This window comes from Rhizorhabdus wittichii, assembly GCF_017607425.1.
GTDB classification, from domain to species: Bacteria; Pseudomonadota; Alphaproteobacteria; order Sphingomonadales; family Sphingomonadaceae; genus Rhizorhabdus; species Rhizorhabdus wittichii.
This window is the reverse complement of record NZ_CP059319.1, coordinates 2385174-2405538: the sequence shown is the minus strand read 5'-3', so window position 1 is coordinate 2405538 and position 20365 is coordinate 2385174. Positions and strand designations below refer to the sequence as shown.

17 protein-coding genes are annotated in these 20365 nt (G+C 68.2%); 9 read left to right on the top strand and 8 right to left on the bottom strand.

Features of this window, described 5'->3' with window-relative positions:
- Window positions 1-43: 43 nt before the first annotated feature.
- The 4 genes from HRJ34_RS11295 to HRJ34_RS11280 all read left to right on the top strand — a co-directional run bounded on the left by HRJ34_RS11295 (window position 44) and on the right by HRJ34_RS11280 (window position 6324).
- Window positions 44-1597, top strand: a complete 1554-nt coding sequence (locus HRJ34_RS11295) for a hydantoinase/oxoprolinase N-terminal domain-containing protein (RefSeq protein WP_012050265.1) — start codon at window positions 44-46, stop codon at window positions 1595-1597.
- Between the two features lie 20 nt (window positions 1598-1617).
- Window positions 1618-2763: a DUF917 domain-containing protein gene (locus tag HRJ34_RS11290; RefSeq protein WP_012050266.1), complete on the top strand. Its 1146-nt coding sequence runs from the start codon at window positions 1618-1620 to the stop codon at window positions 2761-2763.
- 139 nt (window positions 2764-2902) lie between these two features.
- On the top strand, window positions 2903-4960 hold the full coding sequence (locus HRJ34_RS11285) for a TonB-dependent receptor (RefSeq protein ID WP_012050267.1): 2058 nt from the start codon (window positions 2903-2905) through the stop codon (window positions 4958-4960).
- A gap of 68 nt (window positions 4961-5028) precedes the next feature.
- Window positions 5029-6324 carry an MFS transporter gene (locus HRJ34_RS11280; RefSeq protein WP_208634142.1) on the top strand — a complete coding sequence of 432 codons (1296 nt, stop codon included), beginning with the start codon at window positions 5029-5031 and terminating at the stop codon, window positions 6322-6324.
- On the opposite strand, the gene HRJ34_RS11275 is transcribed toward HRJ34_RS11280, so the two are convergent.
- Window positions 6321-7109 carry a sulfite exporter TauE/SafE family protein gene (locus tag HRJ34_RS11275; RefSeq protein WP_012050269.1) on the bottom strand — a complete coding sequence of 263 codons (789 nt, stop codon included), beginning with the start codon at window positions 7107-7109 and terminating at the stop codon, window positions 6321-6323. The genes HRJ34_RS11280 and HRJ34_RS11275 overlap by 4 nt on opposite strands.
- A gap of 93 nt (window positions 7110-7202) precedes the next feature.
- Window positions 7203-9647 (bottom strand): TonB-dependent receptor, encoded by a 2445-nt coding sequence (locus HRJ34_RS11270; protein ID WP_016747260.1) that lies wholly within the window; start codon window positions 9645-9647, stop codon window positions 7203-7205.
- A gap of 521 nt (window positions 9648-10168) precedes the next feature.
- Here HRJ34_RS11270 and HRJ34_RS11265 point away from each other — a divergent pair.
- A complete protein-coding gene (locus HRJ34_RS11265) occupies window positions 10169-11125 on the top strand; it encodes an IS110 family transposase (protein WP_030093295.1) in 957 nt (318 codons plus the stop codon).
- 41 nt (window positions 11126-11166) lie between these two features.
- On the opposite strand, the gene HRJ34_RS29185 is transcribed toward HRJ34_RS11265, so the two are convergent.
- From HRJ34_RS29185 to HRJ34_RS11250, 4 genes are read right to left on the bottom strand one after another with little or no spacing between them, the layout of a single operon-like run.
- Window positions 11167-11394, bottom strand: coding sequence for a DUF5818 domain-containing protein (locus HRJ34_RS29185; RefSeq protein WP_226949199.1), 228 nt, complete (start codon window positions 11392-11394; stop codon window positions 11167-11169).
- Window positions 11391-12071: an orotidine-5'-phosphate decarboxylase gene (pyrF, locus tag HRJ34_RS11260; RefSeq protein ID WP_012050271.1), complete on the bottom strand. Its 681-nt coding sequence runs from the start codon at window positions 12069-12071 to the stop codon at window positions 11391-11393. The genes HRJ34_RS29185 and pyrF overlap by 4 nt, the downstream gene beginning before the upstream one ends.
- Window positions 12068-12376 carry a hypothetical protein gene (locus HRJ34_RS11255; RefSeq protein WP_016747258.1) on the bottom strand — a complete coding sequence of 103 codons (309 nt, stop codon included), beginning with the start codon at window positions 12374-12376 and terminating at the stop codon, window positions 12068-12070. The genes pyrF and HRJ34_RS11255 overlap by 4 nt, the downstream gene beginning before the upstream one ends.
- Before the next feature lie 50 nt (window positions 12377-12426).
- Window positions 12427-14751, bottom strand: a complete 2325-nt coding sequence (locus tag HRJ34_RS11250) for a patatin-like protein (protein WP_029992317.1) — start codon at window positions 14749-14751, stop codon at window positions 12427-12429.
- 242 nt (window positions 14752-14993) lie between these two features.
- Here HRJ34_RS11250 and radA point away from each other — a divergent pair, with 242 nt between their 5' ends.
- Window positions 14994-16361 (top strand): DNA repair protein RadA, encoded by a 1368-nt coding sequence (gene radA / locus HRJ34_RS11245; protein WP_208634141.1) that lies wholly within the window; start codon window positions 14994-14996, stop codon window positions 16359-16361.
- A 12-nt stretch (window positions 16362-16373) separates the two neighbouring features.
- Window positions 16374-16943: a CvpA family protein gene (locus HRJ34_RS11240; RefSeq protein ID WP_208634140.1), complete on the top strand. Its 570-nt coding sequence runs from the start codon at window positions 16374-16376 to the stop codon at window positions 16941-16943.
- A gap of 223 nt (window positions 16944-17166) precedes the next feature.
- Here HRJ34_RS11240 and HRJ34_RS11235 read toward each other — a convergent pair whose 3' ends face one another.
- A complete protein-coding gene (locus HRJ34_RS11235) occupies window positions 17167-17595 on the bottom strand; it encodes a VOC family protein (protein ID WP_208634139.1) in 429 nt (142 codons plus the stop codon).
- 147 nt (window positions 17596-17742) lie between these two features.
- On the opposite strand from HRJ34_RS11235, the gene HRJ34_RS11230 reads away from it, so the two are divergent.
- Window positions 17743-18831: a PA0069 family radical SAM protein gene (locus tag HRJ34_RS11230; RefSeq protein ID WP_208634138.1), complete on the top strand. Its 1089-nt coding sequence runs from the start codon at window positions 17743-17745 to the stop codon at window positions 18829-18831.
- Between the two features lie 266 nt (window positions 18832-19097).
- Window positions 19098-19649: a hemerythrin domain-containing protein gene (locus tag HRJ34_RS11225; RefSeq protein WP_016747254.1), complete on the top strand. Its 552-nt coding sequence runs from the start codon at window positions 19098-19100 to the stop codon at window positions 19647-19649.
- A 124-nt stretch (window positions 19650-19773) separates the two neighbouring features.
- On the opposite strand, the gene moaB is transcribed toward HRJ34_RS11225, so the two are convergent.
- Window positions 19774-20301 (bottom strand): molybdenum cofactor biosynthesis protein B, encoded by a 528-nt coding sequence (gene moaB / locus HRJ34_RS11220; protein WP_012050279.1) that lies wholly within the window; start codon window positions 20299-20301, stop codon window positions 19774-19776.
- Window positions 20302-20365 lie beyond the last annotated feature (64 nt).

The window sequence follows — 20365 nt, the reverse complement described above, 5'->3', positions numbered from 1 at the left end:
GTTCCGCCCGAGGCGGCCGGTGATGACAAGATGGGACTGAGTGATGGGTGAAAAGCTTCGTTTGGGCATCGACGTGGGGGGGACCAACACCGACGCCGTGCTGATGGCCGGCCAGGAGGTCGTCGCCACCGCTAAGCAGTTCACCACCGCCGACGTCCGCGACGGCGTGATCGCGTCGGTCGCCAGCATCCTCGACCAGTCGGGGGTCGACCGCGCGAGCATCAAGGCGGTGATGATCGGCACGACCCAGTTCGTGAACGCCTTCGTCCAGCGCCGCGACCTCGCGCCGGTCGCCGCGATCCGCGTCGCGCTGCCGATGGGGGACGGCATCCCGCCCTTCTCCGGCTGGCCGGACGACGCGGTGGAGAGCGTCGGCGGGCATCGATACATGATCGGCGGCGGTTCCTATTTCAACGGCACCGAATATCGCCCGCTCGACGAGGACGCGCTGCGCGCCGCGGCGCTCGACGCCCGCGCAAAAGGCATCGACTGCTTCGCCATATCCGCCAATTTCTCGCCGATCCGCCCCGATATCGAGGCGCGCGCCGCCGCGATCGTCGCGGCCTGCGTGCCCGGGGCGATGATCACGCTGTCGTCGGAGATCGGCGGCCCCGGCCTGCTCGACCGCGAGAATGGCGCGATCATCAACGCTTCGCTGGGGCCGCTGGCCAAGCGGGTGGTCGCCTCGCTCCAGCAGGCGATCCACGACCTGCGGATCGACGCGCCGATCTTCCTGAGCCAGAATGACGGCACGTTGATCAGCACCGACGTCGCCGCGCGGCTGCCGATCATGACCTGTTCGGCCGGGCCGACCAACAGCATTCGCGGCGCGGCCTTCCTGACCGGGATCAAGGAAGCGGTGGTGGTCGACATCGGCGGCACCACGGCGGACATCGGCTTCCTGCGCGAGGGCTTCGCGCGCGAGACGACGCTGCCCAACTATCTGGGCGGGGTACGCACCAATTTCCGCATGCCGGACCTGCTGTCGATCGGCGTCGGCGGGGGAAGCCTGGTTCGTCCGGACGGCCGGGTCGGCCCCCGGTCGGTCGGCTTCCGCCTGCAGCAGGAGGGGATGGTGTTCGGCGGCGACACGCTGACCGCGACCGACATCGCGGTGCGCGCGGGCCATGTCCGGCTGGGCGATCCCCAGGCGGTGGCGGGGCTCGACGCCGCGCTGGTCGAGGCGGCGCTCGACGACATGCACCTCCAGATCGAGGACGGGATCGACCAGGTGAAGGTCAGCCCCGAGCCGCTGCCGCTGATCCTGGTCGGCGGCGGCAGCATCCTGCTGTCGAGGCCGCTCAAGGGCACGTCGGAGACGCTGCGCCCCGCGCATGCGGCGGTCGCCAACGCGGTCGGCGCCGCGATCGCGCTGGTCAGCGGGCAGGTCAACAAGCTCTACGACTTCCGCACCCACGGCCGCGACGCCGCGCTGGCGCAGGCCAGGGAGGAGGCGACCAACGCCGCCGTCGCCGCGGGCGCGGCCCGCGACGAGGTGGAAGTGATCGACATCCGCGAGCTGCCCATGTCGCACATGCGATCCGGCATGGTGCAGGTGCGGGTGCGCGCCGTCGGCCCGCTGGTCGGCCACGCCTGACGTTCATCAAGGAAAGCATAATGTTCATCATTCGAGAGCTGCAGGAAGTCCGGGACATGGCGCGCGGCGCCGTGCTGCTGGGAACGGGCGGCGGCGGCGACCCCTATATCGGCGAGCTGTTCGTGGGCGAGCAGATCAAGCGGGGCAATTTCCCGAAGGTCATCGGGGCCGACGAGCTGGAGGACGACGCCTTCGTGCTGTCGATCGCCGGCGTCGGCGCGCCGACCGTCGGCAGCGAGAACCTGATCAGCGAGAAGATGCTGATGCGGCTGCTCGCCTATGCCGAGGCGCATTTCGGCCGGCGGGTCGACGCGCTGATCAGCGCCGAGATCGGCGGCTCGAACTCGATCATGCCGCTGGCCCTGTCGGCGATCAGCGGCGTCCCCGTGCTCGACGCCGACGGCATCGGGCGGGCGATGCCGCAGATCGAGATGACGACGTTCAGCATCTATGGCTGCCCGGCCAGCCCCTGCATCCTGACCGACGCGCTGGGCAATGTCGTGACGGTCGACGCGATCAGCGACCGCAAGGTGGAGGACATCTGCCGGGCCGTCGCCAGCGCGCTGGGCGCGCACGTCACCAGCGCGATCTATCCGATGACCGGCAAGCAGGCGCGCGAGGTGGCGGTGCAACGGTCGCTGAGCCTCGCCTACGGGATCGGCCGGTGCATCCGCACCGCGCGCGAGAGCTCGTCGAACATCTTCGACGCGTTGCTCGCCTATCTGAACGACTGGGACGGCCGCCACGCGCGGATATTGTTCGACGGCAAGATCACCGACGTGATCCACGAGACGCGCGACGGCTGGCATTGGGGACAGGCGACGCTGAGCGGCCTGGGCGACAATCGCGACGAGTGCGTCATCGAGATCCGCAACGAGTTCCTGATCGCCCGGGTGAACGGCGAGCCGGTGGCGATGGTCCCCGACCTGATCACCGTGCTCGACCGCGAGACGGGGGAGCCGCTGACCGGCAGCATGCTCGCCTATGGCCAGCGCGTGAAGGTGCTCGGCTATGCGGCCGATCCGATGCTCTGCCGGCCCGAGGCGCTCGAGGTCGTCGGGCCGCGCATGTTCGGCATCGACCTCGATTTCGTGCCGCTCGCACAGAGCGCCGCCGCCGCGTCGCGCGTCGGCGCCAAGGCGACGGCTTCCGACCCGGTGGCCTGACGACGCCACTACCTGTTTCGCGCGGCGACCACCCTCCGCCGCCGGTTGTCCGGCGACATCAGGGGTCTAGGGTTTGCCTGCGAAAATCGCGCTGCAAGCCCGGCAGGACCGGGCATCCAGGGAAAAATGAGGGGGTGATATGGTCTCTCGATACGCACTTGCGCTTTGTTCCGTTGCTTCCGTCCTGCTGACCGCCTCGCCCGCCTTCGCGCAGAAGAGCGCCGCCGCGGCGACCGAGGCGGACGCCCAGGGCGACATCATCGTCACCGCGCGCCAGCGCGCCGAGCCGCTCCAGAAGGTGCCGGATTCGATCACCCTGCTGTCGGCGGACATGATCGAGAAGGCCGGGATCAACTCGACCGCCGATCTCGGCCGCTTCGTGCCCAACCTCTATTTCCGCGACGGCCACCGGGGCGGCGCCTCGGCGATCACCGTCCGGGGCCTGATCACGCCGCAGGGCGGCGAGATGCCGATCGCGCTGGTCGTCGACGGCGTGCAGCTCTCGGGCAACGACTATTTCCTCCAGGACCTGCTCGACGTCGAGAACATCCAGGTGCTGCAGGGGCCGCAGGGCGCGCTCTACGGCCAGGGCGCGGTCGCCGGCGCGGTGATCATCACCACCCGCCAGCCGACCGACGAGTTCCAGATCTACGCGAAGGCGGGATATGGCAGCGGCGACAACTTCACCGGCGTCGCCCGCATCTCCGGCCCGCTGGTCAACGACCGGCTCTATTTCAAGCTGCTCGGATCGTTCCGCGAGGCCGACGGCGTGATCAAGGACGCGAACGGCGTGCCCCGCGACTATGCGCATCGCTATCTGGTGCGCGGCGAGATCAAATATGATCATGAGGCGACGCGCGCCACGGCGGCGCTGAGCTATGGCCGCGACCGTAACGGCGCGATCTACCAGGATTATGCGCCGGTCGTGAACGGCGTGGTCCAGCCCGACGACCCCGGCCTCGGCATCACCAGCGACATCGTCGGCGTCGACCGGGTCAGGCGCTTCTCCAGCTCGCTCAGGATCGAGCAGGACATCGGCGACGGCGCGCTGGCGCTGACCACCGCCTACAACACGCTCGACCAGGTGACGCGCGGCGACGCCGACTGGACCGCGGCGGACCGCTTCTCGCAATATAATCTGAATGACTACCGGCTGTTCAACGGCGACCTCCGCTACACCTCGAAGAGCGACCAGCGGCTGCGCTACGTGTTCGGCGCCTTCTACCAGAAGCGCCGGATCGAGGAGGCGGTGCAGGTCGCCTTCCTGCCCGGCTCGGGCCGGACGGGCTTCGCGGTCGACACCCGCGACACCCAGCGCAGCGAGGCGTGGGCGCTGTTCGGGCAGCTCAACTATGACGTCACCAGCAAGCTCGAGCTGACCACCGCGCTGCGCTACGACGACAACAACCGCAAATTCTTCAACATCGGCACCAATGTGAAGATGCGGGCCAAGTTCAACAAATTGCAGCCCAAGGTGTCGCTGGCCTACAAGTGGACCGACGGCCTGATGACCTATGCGACCTATGCGCAGGGCTTCAGGAGCGGCGGCTTCAATACGGCGGCGTCGCTGTTCGCCGGGCCGATCATCGCGGCGGAGAAGTCGAACAACTACGAGCTCGGCTTCAAGGCGCGCCTGCCGCTCCATTCGAACCTGACGGCGTCCTTCTACCGCATCGACGTCAAGGACGCGCAATTCTACTTCGCGTCGTCGATCCCGCCGTCGCAGAACACGATCAACATCAAGTCGGTGAAGATCACCGGCGGCGAGGTGCAGCTTTCGTCCAACCCGATCAAGCCGCTGCGCATCGACCTGGGCGTCGGCGTCAGCCATTCCGAGATCCAGGATTTCAACGGCACCGGCTTCAACGACGGCAACATCTTCCCGACGGTGCCGGCCTATTCGATCCGCGGATCGATCAGCTACGCCATCCCGGTGGGCGAGGACCTGACCATCACCCCGCGCGTCGACACCTATGAGCGCGGCCGGCTGTTCTTCGACGCGGCCAACCTGGTGCGGTCGGGGCCGATCAACCTGACCGACCTCAGGCTCAACGTCGAGACCGGGCCGTGGGAGTTCTCCGGCTTCGTGACCAATGTCGGCAACACCCGCTATGGCGAGACGGTGACGCCGACCAGCGGGCTGCGGACGATCAACGCGCCGCGGACCTATGGCTTCTCGGTGAGTTTCCGTCATTAAGCGATGAGGCGATGGGGAGGGTGGCGGCCGCCGGCCGGCCGCCCTTTCCTTAACGGGATGGGATGCCGATGACCGAGCGAACGCAGCATCCACGGGCTTGGCTGTTCGTCGGCATCTTCACCTTCTGCTATCTGGTGTCGTCGCTCGACCGTTATGTCGTCAACCTGACGATCCAGCCGATCGCCACCAGCCTGCACCTGGACGACGTCCAGATCAGCATGCTGGTGGGACTGGCCTTCACGCTGTTCTATTCGACGGCGGGGCTGCTGCTCGGGGCGCTCGTCGACCGCTATGACCGGCGGGTCATCGTCGTCTGCGGGATCGTCATCTGGACGATGGCGACCGCGTTCACCGGCCTCGCCTGGAGCTATGCGTCGCTGCTGCTGGCGCGCATCCTGGTCGGGACGGGGGAGGCGGCGCTGTCGCCCTCGGCCTATTCGATCATCGCCGAGACCTTTCCGCCGGCGAAGCTCAGCCGGCCGACCAGCATCTATTTCCTCGGCGGGGCGATCGGGCCCGGCATATCGCTCGTCCTCGGCGGGCTGATGCTGGGCGTCGCCGAGCATCTCAACCAGGCCCAGGCGCTCGGCTGGCTCGACAATGAGCCGTGGCGCTTCGTGCTGCTGCTCGCGGCGGCTCCGGGCGCGCTGGCGGCGCTGGCGGTGTTCCTGTTCGTCACCGATCCGCGCCGGTCGCGGCCCGCGCCCGAGCGCGCCAGGCCCGCGACCAGCCTGGTCGGGGAACTGCGCACCAAGCCGGCGCTCTATGCGGCGCTGCTGATCGGCGTGAGCGCCGTGTCGGTCCAGATCAACGGGCTCGCCGTGTGGTGGCCGACCCATGCGCTGCGCAGCTTCGGCTGGCCGCTGACGCAGAGCGGCGTCTGGTTCGGCGGGGCGCTGGCCGGCGGCGCGCTGATCGGCATCGCCCTGGGCGGGGCGCTCGGCACGGCGATGAGCCGCCGGCTCGGCGAGCGCGGCGTCAGCCTGGCGATGGCGCTGCTGTCGGCGGGCGCGCTGATCCCGATGGCGGGCGCGACGCTGATCCCCGATCCGATGATGCAGTTCGGCGCGGTCGCGCTGTCGCTCGCGCTCGCCTTCGCGGTCAACTGCCTGGCGCCGACCGCCTTCCAGCTCGCCGCCAGTCCCGACGTGCGCGGGCGGATCGCGGCGCTCTACGTCAGCGTCGGGACCGTGGTCGGCGCCGGCGTGGGGCCGGTGCTGGTCGCCTTCATCGGCCAGATGCGGATCGGCGGCGCTCCGGCGGGGCTGGGCGTCGGGCTCGCCAGCGTCGGTTTCGGCAGCGGCCTGTGCATGATCCTCGCCTTCGCCTGGGCGAGCCGGAGCGGCGCCTCCCGGACGGTTTAGGCCAGTGCCTTCCACAGGCTGAAGACGCTGGTCGCGACGAGGACGATGCCGACCATCGTCAGCAGCCGCTTCGCCGGGATGCGCTTGACCAGCAGCGCGCCGATCGGCGCGGCGAGCAGGCCGCCGATGATCAGGCCGACCGCCGCGATGGTGAAGGCCTGCAGCCCGAGCGTCGCGACGAAGGTCAGCGAGATGGTCGAGGTCAGGAAGAACTCGGCGGTGTTGACCGTGCCGATCGTGCGGCGCGGCTCGGTGCCCTGGACCAGCAGGTTCGAGGTCACGACCGGCCCCCAGCCGCCGCCGCCCGCCGCGTCGAGGAAGCCGCCGACCAGGCCGAGCGGGGCGATGACCTTCGCCGGCTTGTGCTCGGCGCCATGGTCCATCCGCCAGGCGCGCCACAGCAGGTAGACGCCGATCCCGACCAGATAGGCCATCACGAACGGCCGCGCGACCGAGCCGTCGATATTGGCGAGCAGATAGGCGCCGAGGATGCCGCCGAGCATGCCGGGCAGGACGAGCCGCGCGAACAGCCGCCAGTCGACGTTGCGCTGGGCGATGTGGCTGACCGCCGAGGCGGCGGTGGTGAAGGTCTCGACCAGATGGACGCTGGCGGAGGCGCGCGCCGGGGCGATGCCGATGACGCTGACCAGCAGCGTATTGGTGATGACGCCGAACGCCATGCCGAGCGCGCCGTCGACGACCTGCGCCACGAAGCCGACGGCGATGAACGGCGCCAGCGCCTCGATATGGGCGAAGGTCAGTTCGGGAAGCAAGAAGGAGAACATGCGACTGGTCTTCCATCCGGAAAATCCCGGCCGGCGCCTTTCAGGCACCGACCGGGACGGGAAAGCAAGGCAGCTTTTGTCGGCTGCCGGCTATCAGAACTTCGCCTTGACGGTCGCACCCCAGGTGCGCTGGTCGCCGAGGGTGCCGGCGATCAGGCCGACATTGCCGGGGGCGACCTGCAGCAGATCGATATATTTCTTGTCGAAGGCGTTGCGGACCCAGCCGAAGACGTCGAACCGCTCGGTGCGGAAGCCGGCGCGGAAGTTGGTCACGATATAGCCCTTCACCTCGGTATAGACCGACGGCGAGGCGTTCGAGTTCCAGTGCGAGCGGTAGTTGCCGTCGGTGCCGATATAGGCCTGGCCCTCGTTCGCCAGCAGCTCGACCGGGATGTTGGCCTCGGCGCCGAAGGAGGCGGACCAGCGCGAGACGCCGGGGAGGCGCTGGCCGGAGATGTCGCACTGGCGCGGGCTGAGCGCACCAGGGACGCCCGGCTGCGAATAGTCCGGCGTGGCGCCCGCCGGCTGGAGCGTGCCGCCCGACAGTTCGGGCGGGCAGGGCGCGTTGTCGAACTTCTTGTACTTCGCGTCGGTGTAGGCGCCGCTCACATAAGCGAGGAAGCGCTCACTGGGATTGATGCGGAAGTCGGTCTCGACGCCCTGCGACCGGACCTTGCCGGCGTTGGCGAGATAGCCGCGCACCGTGCCGAACTGACCGCCGTTCACGGTCGCCTGGAAATTCTTGATGTCGGTGCGGAAGGCGCTGATGTTGAAGGTGGCCCTGCGATCCCAGAACTGGGTCTTGAGGCCGACTTCGAAGTGATGGACCGATTCCGGCTTCACCGTGCTCGCCGAGAGATCGGGCACGTTGGCCGCGGTGAGCGGCAGGCCGTTCTGGTTGATGCCGACGGTCTTGAAGCTCTTCGCATAGGTGGCGTAGCCGAGGATGCCGGGCGCGAACTTGTAGTTCACGTTCAGATCATAGCTGAAGTTCCACTTGCTCACCGACGGGCTGGTCGACTGCGGCTGATACACGCCGCACTGGGCCGCCAGGGCGGTGCCCGCCGCCGGAGCCGGGGTGCAGCTGATCACCTGGCCCGCGCCGTTGGTGACGACGCGCTCATAGAAGCCGCTCTTCTTGTCGTAGTTCAGGCGGACGCCCGGCTGGATGGTCAGGGCGTCGGTCACCTTCCAGGCGAGCTGGCCGAAGGCCGCCGCGCTGGTGCTCTTGAGATACTGCGTGTTGGTGGCGGTCAGGCCGTCGAGGATGCTCGGATCGTTCGCCTGGGCGCCGGTGAGGCTCCAGCGGCTGGCGTCGATGCCCTGGGATTCGGTGCCCTGGGTGTCGATGCGCTGCTTGAAGCCGAACAGGCCGACGACGAAGTCGATCTTCTCGCCCTCGTAATTATAGCGGAATTCCTGGCTGTACTGATCCTGCTGCGACGGGTTCTGCGACTTGGCGACGACCGACAGGCCGGTGAAGTCGCGGTCGTTCTCCGGCTTCCAGTCCCAGAAGCGCCAGGCGGTGATCGAGGTGAAGGTGCCGATGCCGGCATCCCAGACCGCCTTCAGCGACACGCCGCCGATCTTGTTGCCGGCGTTGAGGCTGGAGTCGAGATCGGTCAGGCGGTCATAGGGATTGCGGCTCGGCACCTGATAATTGCGGCCGGCGGCGTTGGCGGCGGCGACGAGCGCGTCATATTGGCGGGAGAGGGCGCGCTGGGTCCGGCCGACGCGGACGAAGGTGGTGCCGTAGCCCAGGGGGTCCTGCTTGCTGTAGTCGCCCGACAGGGTGATCTTGAGGTCGTCGCTGGGCTTGAACAACAGGGTGCCGCGCACGCCGAGATTGTCCTGCTCGTTGATATATTGCCCGGTGGTGACGTTGTAGAGCGTGCCGCGGCGCGAGGTCACGCCACCGGCGACGCGCACCGCGACCTTGTCGGACAGCGGACCCGACACGGCGGCCTTGGCCTGCTTGAACTCCAGGTTGCCGGCCGTCACCTCGGCGCGGCCCTCGAAATCGAAGGTCGGCTGGTTGGTCGTGATGTTGATGGCGCCGGCGGTGGTGTTCTTGCCGTAGAGCGTGCCCTGCGGACCGCGCAGCACCTCGACCTGGTTCACGTCGAGGAAATCGAACACGGCGGCGGCGACGCGCGAGTTGTAGACGTCGTCGACATAGATGCCGACGCCCTGCTCGAAGCCGTCGCTGGTCAGGCCGAACGGAACGCCGAGGCCGCGGATGTTGACCGAGGTGTTGCGCGGGTTGGACGAATAGACCTGCAGCGTCGGCGCGAGCTGCTGCAGCTTCAGGATGTTGAAGTTGCCGGTGCTCTCGATCTGGTTGGCGCCGACCACCGAGATCGCCAGCGGCACTTCCTGCGCGGTCTCCTGCCGGCGGCGCGCGGTGACGATGATCTCGCTGTTCGCGCGCGGCGATTCGAACTGCGCGGCGTCGTCGGCCGCAGGCGGCGCGTCCTGCGCATGGAGCGGAGTGGTGAGGCCGGCCAGTGCGGCGCTCGCCAGGAGCAGTTTCTTCATGATGTCCCCCTTCTCGAGATATCGGTTTGCCCGGGACGCCGATGGGGAGAGCGGGGTGGGCGCCCGCTCTCCCCGCCCCGGGGTGTGAGGGAGACATTATCTCTACTCTTTTGAGAGAGAAGAAAGAAAATCTATCATTATAGTAGATAAAAGAGTTTAGCTAAACTCAAGATATTGATTTTAAAGGTATATTTTTGGGTTTGTGAGTTTCTTATCTGTCATTCCCGCGAAAGCGGGAATCCACGGTCGCGGCACATTCCGTCTCCTGCGGGCCGCCGTCCATGGATTCCCGCTTTCGCGGGAATTGTCTCTCGGGAAAATGATTTAAGAGTGGGTGGCTGGCGAGACGAGCTGCGGGGTGGCCACCCCGCAGCTCGTGGCGGCAAGGCGCCCGTGCGGGAATAGGTCGAAACGACCGACGTCATCCAGGGCTCTTGTCGCCCCAGCTTCGCATCGCTTGCTGACTTGAATGGGCCGCCTTTCGGCACGCCCGCAGACAATTCGAAGCATGGGACCCCAAGATGATACGATATGCCGACGAAATCCAGACAGCTCTTGGCCTCGACGTATCCCAGGACAGCGTGACCCTGTTCGACAGCGTAACCGGCCAGACCCTCACCATAGCCAACGAGACCCAGGCCCTCACGGCCGCGCTCGATCCGCTGCGCAACCGCGATCTGGCCGTATGCGAAGCGACCGGAGGCCATGAGGACAAGCTCCTCGCCGTCCTCTGCGGCCTCGCCATCCCCGTTCACCGCGGTGATGCCGCCAAGATCAAGGCCTATATCCGCTCCTTCGGCAAACGCGCCAAGACCGACCCCATCGATGCCCGCTGGCTCAGCCGCTACGCCATCGACCGCAGTCCCGGCCTGATGCGCTGGCAACCTCCCGAGCCTTGCCAGGCCCAGATCAGCCTCCTCGTCTCACGACGCCTCGATCTCGTCGCCATGAAGCGCCAGGAAACCAATCGCCTCAAGGCCCCTCGTGGGCATCTCGTCGCCGACGACATCCGCGACCATATCGCCGATCTCGAACACCGTATCCGCACCATCGAGGTTCAGATCGAGGAGCTCATCAACCAACACCGCGACCTCAGCTCCCGCGCTCGCGCCTTGCGATCCATCCCAGGCGTCGCCGCCGTCCTCGCTCCTCTCCTGATCGCAACCATGCCCGAACTCGGCTCTCTCAACCGCCGGCAGGCCGCAAGCCTCGCTGGTTGCGCCCCTCATCCCAGAGACAGCGGAAAACTCCAGGCCCGCCGACACAGCTCAGGCGGACGAAGGCAGATCAGGCCCGCCCTCTTCATCGCCGCCCTCGCCGCCGCTCGCGGCAAAAATCCTCTCGCAGACTTCTACAACGCACTCGTCCGCGCTGGAAAACCCAAACGCCTCGCTCTCGCCGCCCTCATGCGCAAAATCATCTGCATCGCCAATGCTCGCATCCGCGACGCTGCCAATCTCCAGCCTCAACTGACTTGATGACGGAAGCGAGGGCGGGGGGTGACGGGAGAGGGGTGCCCTCAGGCGGGCTGGACGCCGTCGGCGTCGACATGGTCGGGGCCGATCAGGACGCCCCGGACCCTCACCCGTTTCTCGACCAGGTCGACCGGGGTGCGGTGCAGGTCGAGGCGGTAGAGGCCGCCCCGGTCGCGCTGGAGGATGAAGCCGCCGCCGACGCGGCGGAGCAGGCCCGTCTCGTCGACCCCCGTCTCGTCGACCCCCGTCTCGTCGACTGGCGTGCCGGTCAGAGCGTCGCCTCGATCGCGCGGGCGGCGTGGTCGGGGTCCTCGGCCTGGGTGATCGGCCGGCCGATGACGAGGATCGACGCGCCCTGGTCGAGCGCCTGGCGCGGCGTCATGACGCGCTTCTGGTCGGCATGGCCGTTGCCGTCGGCCGGACGGATGCCGGGGACGACGAAGAAGCCCTGCGGCCACAATTTGCGGGCGGCCTTCACCTCGTTGCCCGAGCAGACCACGCCGTCGAGCCCGGCCTGCCTGGCGAGCAGGGTGAGCCGCTCGACCTGGGCATGGGTGTCGGGGGCGACGCCGATCGAATCGAGGTCGTTGCCGTCGAGGCTGGTGAGCACGGTCACCGCGACGACCTTGGTGCCGGCCGGGGCCGCCGCCTTGGCGTCCTCCATCATCGCCAGCCCGCCGGCCGCGTGGACGGTCAGGATCGCGGGCTTCAGGCTCGCGAGCGCCTGCACCGCCTTGGCGACGGTGTTGGGGATGTCGTGGAGCTTGAGGTCGAGGAAGACGGGCAGGTCGAGCGCCGCCATCTCCCGCACCCCGGCCTGGCCATGCGCCGAGAAGAATTCGAGCCCCAGCTTGATCCCGCCGACATGGTTGCGGACGCGCGCGGCGATCTCCCTGGCGCGGGCGATGTCGGGCGTGTCGATCGCCACATAGATGGGGCTGCGGGTCATGCTTCGGTTCCAGGGAGCGGCGGGGTCGCGGTCGGTTCGGATGCCGCGGGCGCGGGCGGGGCCGCCACTAGCGCATTGCGCTCGAGATTGTCGATCCTGCGATGCAGCCGCCACAATTTGGTGCGGTGGACGGCATAGGTCGGCAGGAAGCCGATCAGGACGCCGAGGAGGAGGAGGACCGGCAGCTTCACGTCGGCGGTCATCCCGGCCCACAGGTTGATCGGCACCGGCGCCCAGTTCCGCAGCGAGAAGATCACCGCGATCACCGCCAGGACCACCCAGAACAAGGTCTTGAGGAAATGCATGGCCCCGCTTGTCCCCTACCAGTCCGGCGCGGTCAAGATGCGGGGGATCGTTACGTGCTCGGTCCGATCTCGCTCTCGATCGTCGCGATCTGGTCGGGGATCGTCTTCAGCCGGTCGCGCTCCTCGTCGAGGATCGCGTGGAACAGGCGGCGCTTGACGGCGACGACGTCCTCCTCGGCGAGGGTCTCGCCCGCCGGGATGGTCGAGATCAGCACGTCGATCATCCGCTCGGCGCCATGGAGGCGGCCCCACAGATAGTCGTTCTCGCGATAGGCGCGGCTGAAGAAGGCGCCGAACAGGTTGAACTCGATCCCCCTGAGCGTCGCCGCCGCGCCGCCGGCCCGGATCGACGCGCAATCGTCGGGGGAGATGCGGTCGACCTGGATGGCGTGGAATTCCTGCGCGCCCTGCAGCCGCATCAGCGACAGGGTGGCGAGGTCGAAGAAGCTGAAGCCGAGATAGCCGAGCAGCAGGCTGCGGCGATCGGCCCTGGACAGGCGCGGCAGCACCGCGGCGATCGCCCGGTCGGTCTCGACGTCGAGCGCCTCGAGCGCGCGGGTCGCGGCGATGCTGGCGAGCGCGGTTGCGGGATCGTCGGCGAAATGCTGCGCGGCGGCGGCGACCGGCCGTTCATAATGATCGCGCATCTGGAGGTTGAGGAACGGCGCCAGCGATCCGTAGATCGCGTCGCGCGCGGCCTGGAGCGCCGCCTCGTCGCTGCCGCCGTTGCCGGTCTCGATCTCGGTCAGCCGGTCGGCCAGGAAGCGCAGCCGGCGGATGCGGAAGCCGAGGTCGTGCTGGCGGAAGAATTCGAGCAGCGGCTCGGCGGTGGCGCCGCCGCTGAGCGCGTCGGGCTCCTCGAAGCCCTTGTCGCGCATATGGGCGCCGATCCCCGCCCGCACCGCGTGGCGGAAGCTGTCGTCGTCGCCGCCGCCGATCAGCGCGATCGTCGAGGCGAGCTCGTTGGCGATGATCGACAGCTTGAGCTGCCCGTAGCCGGCATAGGTGAACCCCGCCTGGCGCGCGGCCTGCTCATGCGCGCGCGACCGCCAGCTTCCGAGCCGCTCCGGGCTGGGGCGGTAGAGCAGGATCTGCCGGCCCATCGCGGCCTCGACCGCCGCCTCGACCTCCGGCCGGATCGCGTCGATGATCCGCTTGGTCTGGGCGATGCGGGCCGAGCGCTGCTCGATCAGCTCGAGATTGTCGCGGATCGGCTGCTCGCGCGGGATGGTCGACATCGCGCCGAAGATGGTCGCGAAGAAGCCGGGCAGGCGGACGACGCCGTCGCTGTGCCGCTCGGGCGGGGCCTGCGCGTTGGCGGTCGGGTCGAGATAGAGGAAGCGCCGGTCGACCTCGCGCCGCGCCGGGCGGTTGCGCAGCGCGTCGATCGCCGGGCCGAAGGGCGCGTTGGCGAGCACCGATCCGTCGATCAGCACCAGGTCCTCGGGACTGCCGCTCGCCGCCGCGCTGGGGAAGATGCGGTGGAGGAAGGCCTCGCGGCCGTGCCAGTCGCGCCTGCGAACCTTCAGCACCTTGTCCATCTCGGCGACATTGAAGGGCGGGAAGGCACCGGGGAAGCTGGCGGTGGCGCGGCCCGCGAAGGCCAGCTCGATCGGGTCGGCGAGCCGCCGCTCGCCGATGCCGCGATCGGTGAAGCCGATCGTCAACCGATGCTCGCGCTCCTCCGCCAGCGCCGGGCTGTGCAGCCGCAGCCGCTGGTCGTAGCCGTGGAAGTCGGTGACGGTGACCGAGACGTCGAGCGGCTGGCGATCGGGCAGCAGCGGCGGCCCGACGGGGCCCTTCGCCATCGCGTCGAAGGCGTCGAGGATCAGGTTGGTGAAGGTGACGCCGCCGAACGGCGGGTGGAACCAGCGCGCCCGGACGAAGCCCGACAGCTTGCGGCGGACCTCGGCCCGCGTCTCGGCCGACACGGTGCGCTCGACCGTGCCGCCGCGCTTGCGCGCCAGCATCCAGGCGAAGGGCAGCGCCCACAGCTTGGTGAACCAGCGCAGCGGCCGCGCGTCGGGATCGAGCAGCACCTCCACATCGGCCTTTTCCAGCCACAGGGTGGTGAGCGGTTCGAGCGACTGGCCGGTCGAGACGGCATGGCCGAGGAAGATGCCGTTGAGCCCGCCCGCGCTGGCGCCGGCGATGACGTCGATCAGGGCGCGGACGCGGACGCCCTTCTCCGCCTCGATCTGTTCGAGCAGGCGGCGATAGATCGCCTCGCTGCCGGTCGAGGCGGCGGCCCCGTCGTGGAAGGCGCGGCTGGCGCGGGCGAGCCGCCACAGCTCCTTGGTGATCCCGTGCATGTACACGGCCAGGCTGACCCCGCCATAGCAGACCAGCGCGAGCCGCAGTTCCTTCTCCCGCATGGCCCCTGTCTTCCATAGGTTGGCGGGGCGTGGCCAGCGGAAAGCGACGCCGACCACGGACCGTCATTCCGGCGAAAGCCGGAATCTCCCTTCCTTCTTCAGCCGTACGGTGGGGAAGGCGTCGAAAAGGCAGGGAGATCCCGGCTTTCGCCGGGATGACGGGGATAGGAGGGGGCGAGCGTTGCCGGTTGCCCTTTGGCGCATGGCTCGCTATGTTCTTGGTTCGTTCATATGGGGTTGGAATGGCGAAGCCGCAGAAACGCTATGTCTGTCAGGCCTGCGGCGGCGTCGCGACGCGCTGGCAGGGGCAATGCGCCGATTGCGGCGAATGGAATTCGATGGTCGAGGAGGCGAGCAACGTCACCGTCTTCTCGGCGAAGCACAACCTGCGGACCGGCGGGCGGGCGATCACGCTGGTCGGGCTCGACGCCGACATCCCGCTGCCGAAGCGCTGGACGACCGGCATCGCCGAGTTCGACCGCGCGCTCGGCGGCGGGCTGGTGCCGGGATCGGCGACGCTGATCGGCGGCGATCCGGGGATCGGCAAGTCGACGCTGCTGCTCCAGGCCTCGGCGCGGATGGCGATGGCGGGGCAGCCGGTCGCCTATATCTCGGGCGAGGAGGCGGCCGACCAGGTGCGGCTGCGCGCGCGGCGGCTGGGCCTCGGCCAGGCGCCGGTGCAGCTCGCCTCGGCGACCTCGGTGCGCGACATCCTGACCACGCTGGAGAAGGCGCCGCCGTCGCTGCTGGTGATCGATTCGATCCAGACGATGCACAGCGACCTGATCGAGGGCGCGCCGGGCACGGTCAGCCAGGTGCGCGCCTCCGCCCAGGAACTGATCCGCTTCGCCAAGGAGCGCGGCACCGCGGTGGTGCTGGTCGGCCACGTCACCAAGGACGGGTCGATCGCCGGGCCGCGCGTGCTGGAGCATATGGTCGACACGGTGCTGAGCTTCGAGGGCGAGCGCAGCCACCAGTACCGCATCCTCCGCGCCGCCAAGAACCGCTTCGGCGGCACCGACGAGATCGGCGTCTTCGCGATGGCCGAGGCGGGGCTCGACGAGGTCGCCAATCCGAGCACGCTGTTCCTGACCGATCGCGGCGAGGAGATGAGCGGCGCGACCGTCTTCCCGGCGATCGAGGGCACCCGGCCGGTGCTGGTCGAGATCCAGGCGCTGATCGTGCGGTTGCAGAGCGGGGCGACGCCGCGCCGCGCGGTGGTCGGCTGGGATTCGGGGCGGCTGGCGATGATCCTCGCGGTGCTGGAGGCGCGCTGCGGGCTCAGCTTCTCGACCGCCGAGGTCTATCTCAACATCTCGGGCGGCTACCGGGTGTCCGATCCGGCGGCCGACCTCGCGGTCGCGGCGGCGCTGGTCTCGGCGCTGGCCGAGCGGCCGGTGCCGACCGACTGCATCGCCTTCGGCGAGGTCGCGCTGTCGGGCGAGGTCCGGTCGGTCGCGCATGCCAACCTGCGGTTGAAGGAGGCGGCCAAGCTCGGCTTCGCCAAGGCGTGGGGCCCCAAGGCGAAGGACGGCCCGCCAGCCGGCATGCGGCAGGAAAGCTTCGCCAGCCTCGGCGCGCTCGTTGACCATATCCTCGGCCGCCGGTAGCTAACCGCATCTATGAGTGGATTGACCGGTCTCGACATCATCGTGCTGCTGGCGATCTTCGGCGGCGCGATCTTCGGCGTGATGCGCGGCTTCGTGACCGAGGTGATCTCGCTGTTCGCCTGGGTCGCGGCGATCGTCGCGCTCAAGCTGTTCCACGGCGTCGCGACCAGCCTGCTGATCCATGTCGTCGGCAATCCGAGCGGGGCGAGCGTGCTCGCCTTCGCGCTGGTCTTCCTGATCGTCTACGCCGGGGGCAAGCTGATCGCCGGGACGCTGGGGCAGCGGATGCGCAGTTCGGTGCTGGGGCCGCTCGACCGGGTGCTGGGCTTCGGCTTCGGCGCGCTCAAGGGACTGATCATCGTCACGCTCGGCTATCTGCTGATCAACCTCGGCTACGACACGCTCTATGGCGCGGCGGCCGAGCGGCCCGGCTGGATGCGCCATTCGCGGACCCACCCGCTGCTCAACGCCACCGGCCGCGCGATCGTCGACTGGGTCGGCAACCGGCGCAAGGCGGGCGGGCTGATCGGCGACGGCAATGAGGCGAAGCCGGCGGGGGCCGAGGGCGGCAATTCGAACTAGAGCGGTTCACGATCCGATTGCATCGGATCGGCCGCTCTAGGCTATTGTTTTGTCGCGGTTTCCGAGTCGGCAGATGTTTCCATCTGCCTGGAAATCGCTCTAGGCGCGGTTTTTTCTATCGTCATCCCGGCGAAAGCCGGGATCTCACTTCTCCTCGTCTTCTGCCTGACGAGGGTAAGTAAGGCAGGGAGATCCCGGCTTTCGCCGGGATGACGGAAAGATATTAACCGCGGAAGTTGAGCTCCAGGGTCACGTCGCTGGGGTCGTTCACCAGGATCTGGCGAAGCTGGTAGGCGGGCAGGTCGAAGGTCCGGTAGGGCGCGCCGTGGGCCTCGAGCCGCGCCACCATCGCGTCATAGTCGTCGCAGTGGAAGGCGATATGGTCGACCGCGCCGCCGCCCCGCATCGCGTCGGGATCGAGCGGCCCCGCCAGTTCGCCGAGCCGGTGGCGGATCTCCCCCAGTGACGCGTCGCGATTGTCGGTGTCGAGGTCGATGACGTGGACGACCGCCACGTCGCTGTCGTCGTAGAGCCAGGCGCCCCGGTTCATGCCGGGCACCGGGCCCGCGCGGAGGCCGATCACCTCCTCGTAGAAGCGGATCGTCGCCGCCAGGTCGAAGCTGCGGATGTTGCAATGTTCCAGTCGGGCCATGGTCTTCCTCTCTTGCCGCCATCCTAGAGCAGTCTGCGCGATTTCCATATCGCGCAGATAGGTTTTGGCGTCTTGCGTAAAAGAATGTCGATTTTGTCGCGCGATGCTCAGGCTTGCGCGGCTATTTGTTCATGATATGTTCTGATCATGAGCGACTCGGCACCGATATTGCCGCCGGCCGTCAAGGGCCGGGGGGCGGCCAGCGCGCGGCTGAGCGCGCGCTTCGACGACCGGGCGCGCGAGGAGGACGGCGACTGGCTGGATGCGAGCGCCGCGATCGACGGGGAGGGACCGCCGCTCCGCACCGAAGTGACGATCGAGACGCCGAAGACGATCATCACGCGCAACCGGTCGCCCGACCTGCCGTTCGACCGCTCGATCAACGCCTATCGGGGGTGCGAGCATGGCTGCATCTACTGCTTCGCGCGGCCGACCCATGCCTATCAGAACCTGTCGCCGGGGCTCGACTTCGAGACGAAGCTGTTCGCCAAGCCCGACGCGGCGGCGTTGCTGCGCCGCGAGCTGGCGAAGCGCGGCTATCAATGCACGCCGATGGCGATGGGGACCAATACCGATCCCTACCAGCCGATCGAGCAACGCTACCGGATCACGCGCGGCGTGATCGAGGTGCTGGCCGAGCATGACCATCCGCTGGTGATCACCACCAAGTCGGCGCGGATCGTCCGCGACATCGACCTGCTCGGGCCGATGGCGGCGAAGCGGCTGGCGGCGGTGATGATGTCGGTGACGACGCTCGACCCGGCGCTCGCCCGCCGGATGGAGCCGCGCGCCTCGGTGCCGCGCCAGCGGATCGCGGCGATCGCGGCGCTGGTCCGGGCGGGGGTGCCGACCTCGATCAGCGTCTCGCCGATCGTCCCCGCGATCAACGACCATGAGATCGAGGCGATCGTCGCCGCCGGCGCGGAAGCGGGCGCGCGCAGCGCCTTCTCGATCGTCGTGCGGCTGCCGCACGAGGTGGCGCCGCTGTTCCGCGAATGGCTGGAGATCCACTATCCCGACCGCGCCGCCAAGGTGATGGCGATGATCGCGGCGATGCGCGGCGGCCGCGACAACGAACCCAATTTCTTCGATCGCTTCCGGCCGCAGGGCGCCTATGCCGCCGCGCTCCGGGCGCGGTTCAAGCTCGCCTGCCGCCGGCACGGGATGAACGCGGAGCGGTTCGAGCTGCGCACCGACCTGTTCCGGGTGCCGACCGACCAGTTCAGCTTGTTCTAGGGGGGGCTTTTACTCTGGGCCGATACTCCCCGGAGCAAATCTCTTTCGTCACCCCGGCGGAGGCCGGGGTCCATGTCTCTCATCAGCCAGATGGCATCTGAGAAGACGACAGACATGGATGCCAGCCTTCGCTGGCATGACGGGGAAAGTTGGATGCGCTCCAGCGATCGGAACAGCTCCAACCACTTGTTTCGCCTGCGTTTCCGCAACCCTGGGACGGCTGGATCGTTCTGACCGGCGATTCCCGGAAACGCAGGAGAGATGCCATGTTGGAGGAAAAGACCACGCGGAGCTTCGCGATCGGCGCCGCCGCCGGCCTGACCGCCGGGCTCGCCGCGAACGCGGTGCGCAAGATCTTCGTCCAGGCGCCGACGATGATGGCCGGCGAGTGGGACGACGCGCTGGCGGCCGAGCATCGCGCCGTGCTCGAGCTGTTCGACCAGATCCAGGCGACCGAGGAGGGTCATGCCACGCGCCGCTCGCTGCTCCTCACCCAGATCGGCCATGCGCTCGCCAAGCATGCGATGGAGGAGGAGAATGCGGTCTACGCGACGCTGCGCATTCATGGCCAGGTGGCGGACGCCGACCGGCTCAACGGCGACCATGGCTATGTGAAGCAATATCTGTTCGAGCTGGGCCAGATGGCGCCGGAGCACCCGTTGTTCCTTTCCAAGATCGGCGATTTCCGGTCGATGCTCGAGGAGCATATGCGCAGCGAGGAGGAGACGGTCTTTCCCAAGCTGCGCGGCGTGCTGACCGACGAGGAGAATGAGCGGCTGACCAAGATGATGAACCTGGAGGGATTGAAGATAGCGTAATCCGATTGGCCCTCAGGCGCCGGGCGGCCCGCATCCGCGGGCCTTGGCTTTCGCGGGGATACCGCGACGCGCGTTCGCGCTTGCAGGCCGCTGACGCGGCCTGGTCGTTCATCCTGGCTGCCCGTCACCTTTCGGTCAGGCGGGGCATCAGTTCGACGAAGTTGCAGGGCATGTGGCGGCTGTCGAGCTGGGTGGCGAGGATGTCGTCCCAGCCGTCCTTCACCGCCCCGGTCGATCCCGGCAGCGCGAAGATATAGGTGCCGCGCGCGACGCCGGCGGTGGCACGCGACTGGATCGTCGAGGTGCCGATCTTGGCATAGCTCAGCCAGCGGAACAGTTCGCCGAAGCCGGGAATCTCCTTGTCCCAGACGCGGGCCAGCGCCTCGGGCGTGACGTCGCGGCCGGTGACGCCGGTGCCGCCGGTGGTGATCACGCAGTCGACGTGCGGGTCGTCGATCCAGCCGTGCAGCCGCGCGACGATCCGGTCGACGTCGTCGGTGACGATCGCGCGGTCGGCGAGGATATGGCCGGCGCCCTCGATCCGCCCGACGAGCGTGTCGCCCGATCTGTCGGTGGAGAGGTCGCGGCTGTCGGAGACGGTCAGCACCGCGATGCGGACGGGGTGAAAGGGCAGGTCTTCCTTGATCGGCATTGGAAATCTCTTCCGTCACCCCAGCGAAGGCTGGGGTCCATGTCTCTCATCACACCCGATGGCA

Excerpts from the sequence above, each read along its gene's own strand:
- HRJ34_RS11295 (WP_012050265.1), top strand. The coding sequence starts at position 44 with ATGGGTGAAAAGCTTCGTTTGGGCATCGACGTGGGGGGGACCAACACC.
- HRJ34_RS11290 (WP_012050266.1), top strand. The coding sequence starts at position 1,618 with ATGTTCATCATTCGAGAGCTGCAGGAAGTCCGGGACATGGCGCGCGGC.
- HRJ34_RS11285 (WP_012050267.1), top strand. The coding sequence starts at position 2,903 with ATGGTCTCTCGATACGCACTTGCGCTTTGTTCCGTTGCTTCCGTCCTG.
- HRJ34_RS11280 (WP_208634142.1), top strand. The coding sequence starts at position 5,029 with ATGACCGAGCGAACGCAGCATCCACGGGCTTGGCTGTTCGTCGGCATC.
- HRJ34_RS11275 (WP_012050269.1), bottom strand. The coding sequence starts at position 7,109 with ATGTTCTCCTTCTTGCTTCCCGAACTGACCTTCGCCCATATCGAGGCG.
- HRJ34_RS11270 (WP_016747260.1), bottom strand. The coding sequence starts at position 9,647 with ATGAAGAAACTGCTCCTGGCGAGCGCCGCACTGGCCGGCCTCACCACT.
- HRJ34_RS11265 (WP_030093295.1), top strand. The coding sequence starts at position 10,169 with ATGATACGATATGCCGACGAAATCCAGACAGCTCTTGGCCTCGACGTA.
- pyrF (WP_012050271.1), bottom strand. The coding sequence starts at position 12,071 with ATGACCCGCAGCCCCATCTATGTGGCGATCGACACGCCCGACATCGCC.
- HRJ34_RS11255 (WP_016747258.1), bottom strand. The coding sequence starts at position 12,376 with ATGCATTTCCTCAAGACCTTGTTCTGGGTGGTCCTGGCGGTGATCGCG.
- HRJ34_RS11250 (WP_029992317.1), bottom strand. The coding sequence starts at position 14,751 with ATGCGGGAGAAGGAACTGCGGCTCGCGCTGGTCTGCTATGGCGGGGTC.
- radA (WP_208634141.1), top strand. The coding sequence starts at position 14,994 with ATGGCGAAGCCGCAGAAACGCTATGTCTGTCAGGCCTGCGGCGGCGTC.
- HRJ34_RS11240 (WP_208634140.1), top strand. The coding sequence starts at position 16,374 with ATGAGTGGATTGACCGGTCTCGACATCATCGTGCTGCTGGCGATCTTC.
- HRJ34_RS11235 (WP_208634139.1), bottom strand. The coding sequence starts at position 17,595 with ATGGCCCGACTGGAACATTGCAACATCCGCAGCTTCGACCTGGCGGCG.
- HRJ34_RS11230 (WP_208634138.1), top strand. The coding sequence starts at position 17,743 with ATGAGCGACTCGGCACCGATATTGCCGCCGGCCGTCAAGGGCCGGGGG.
- HRJ34_RS11225 (WP_016747254.1), top strand. The coding sequence starts at position 19,098 with ATGTTGGAGGAAAAGACCACGCGGAGCTTCGCGATCGGCGCCGCCGCC.
- moaB (WP_012050279.1), bottom strand. The coding sequence starts at position 20,301 with ATGCCGATCAAGGAAGACCTGCCCTTTCACCCCGTCCGCATCGCGGTG.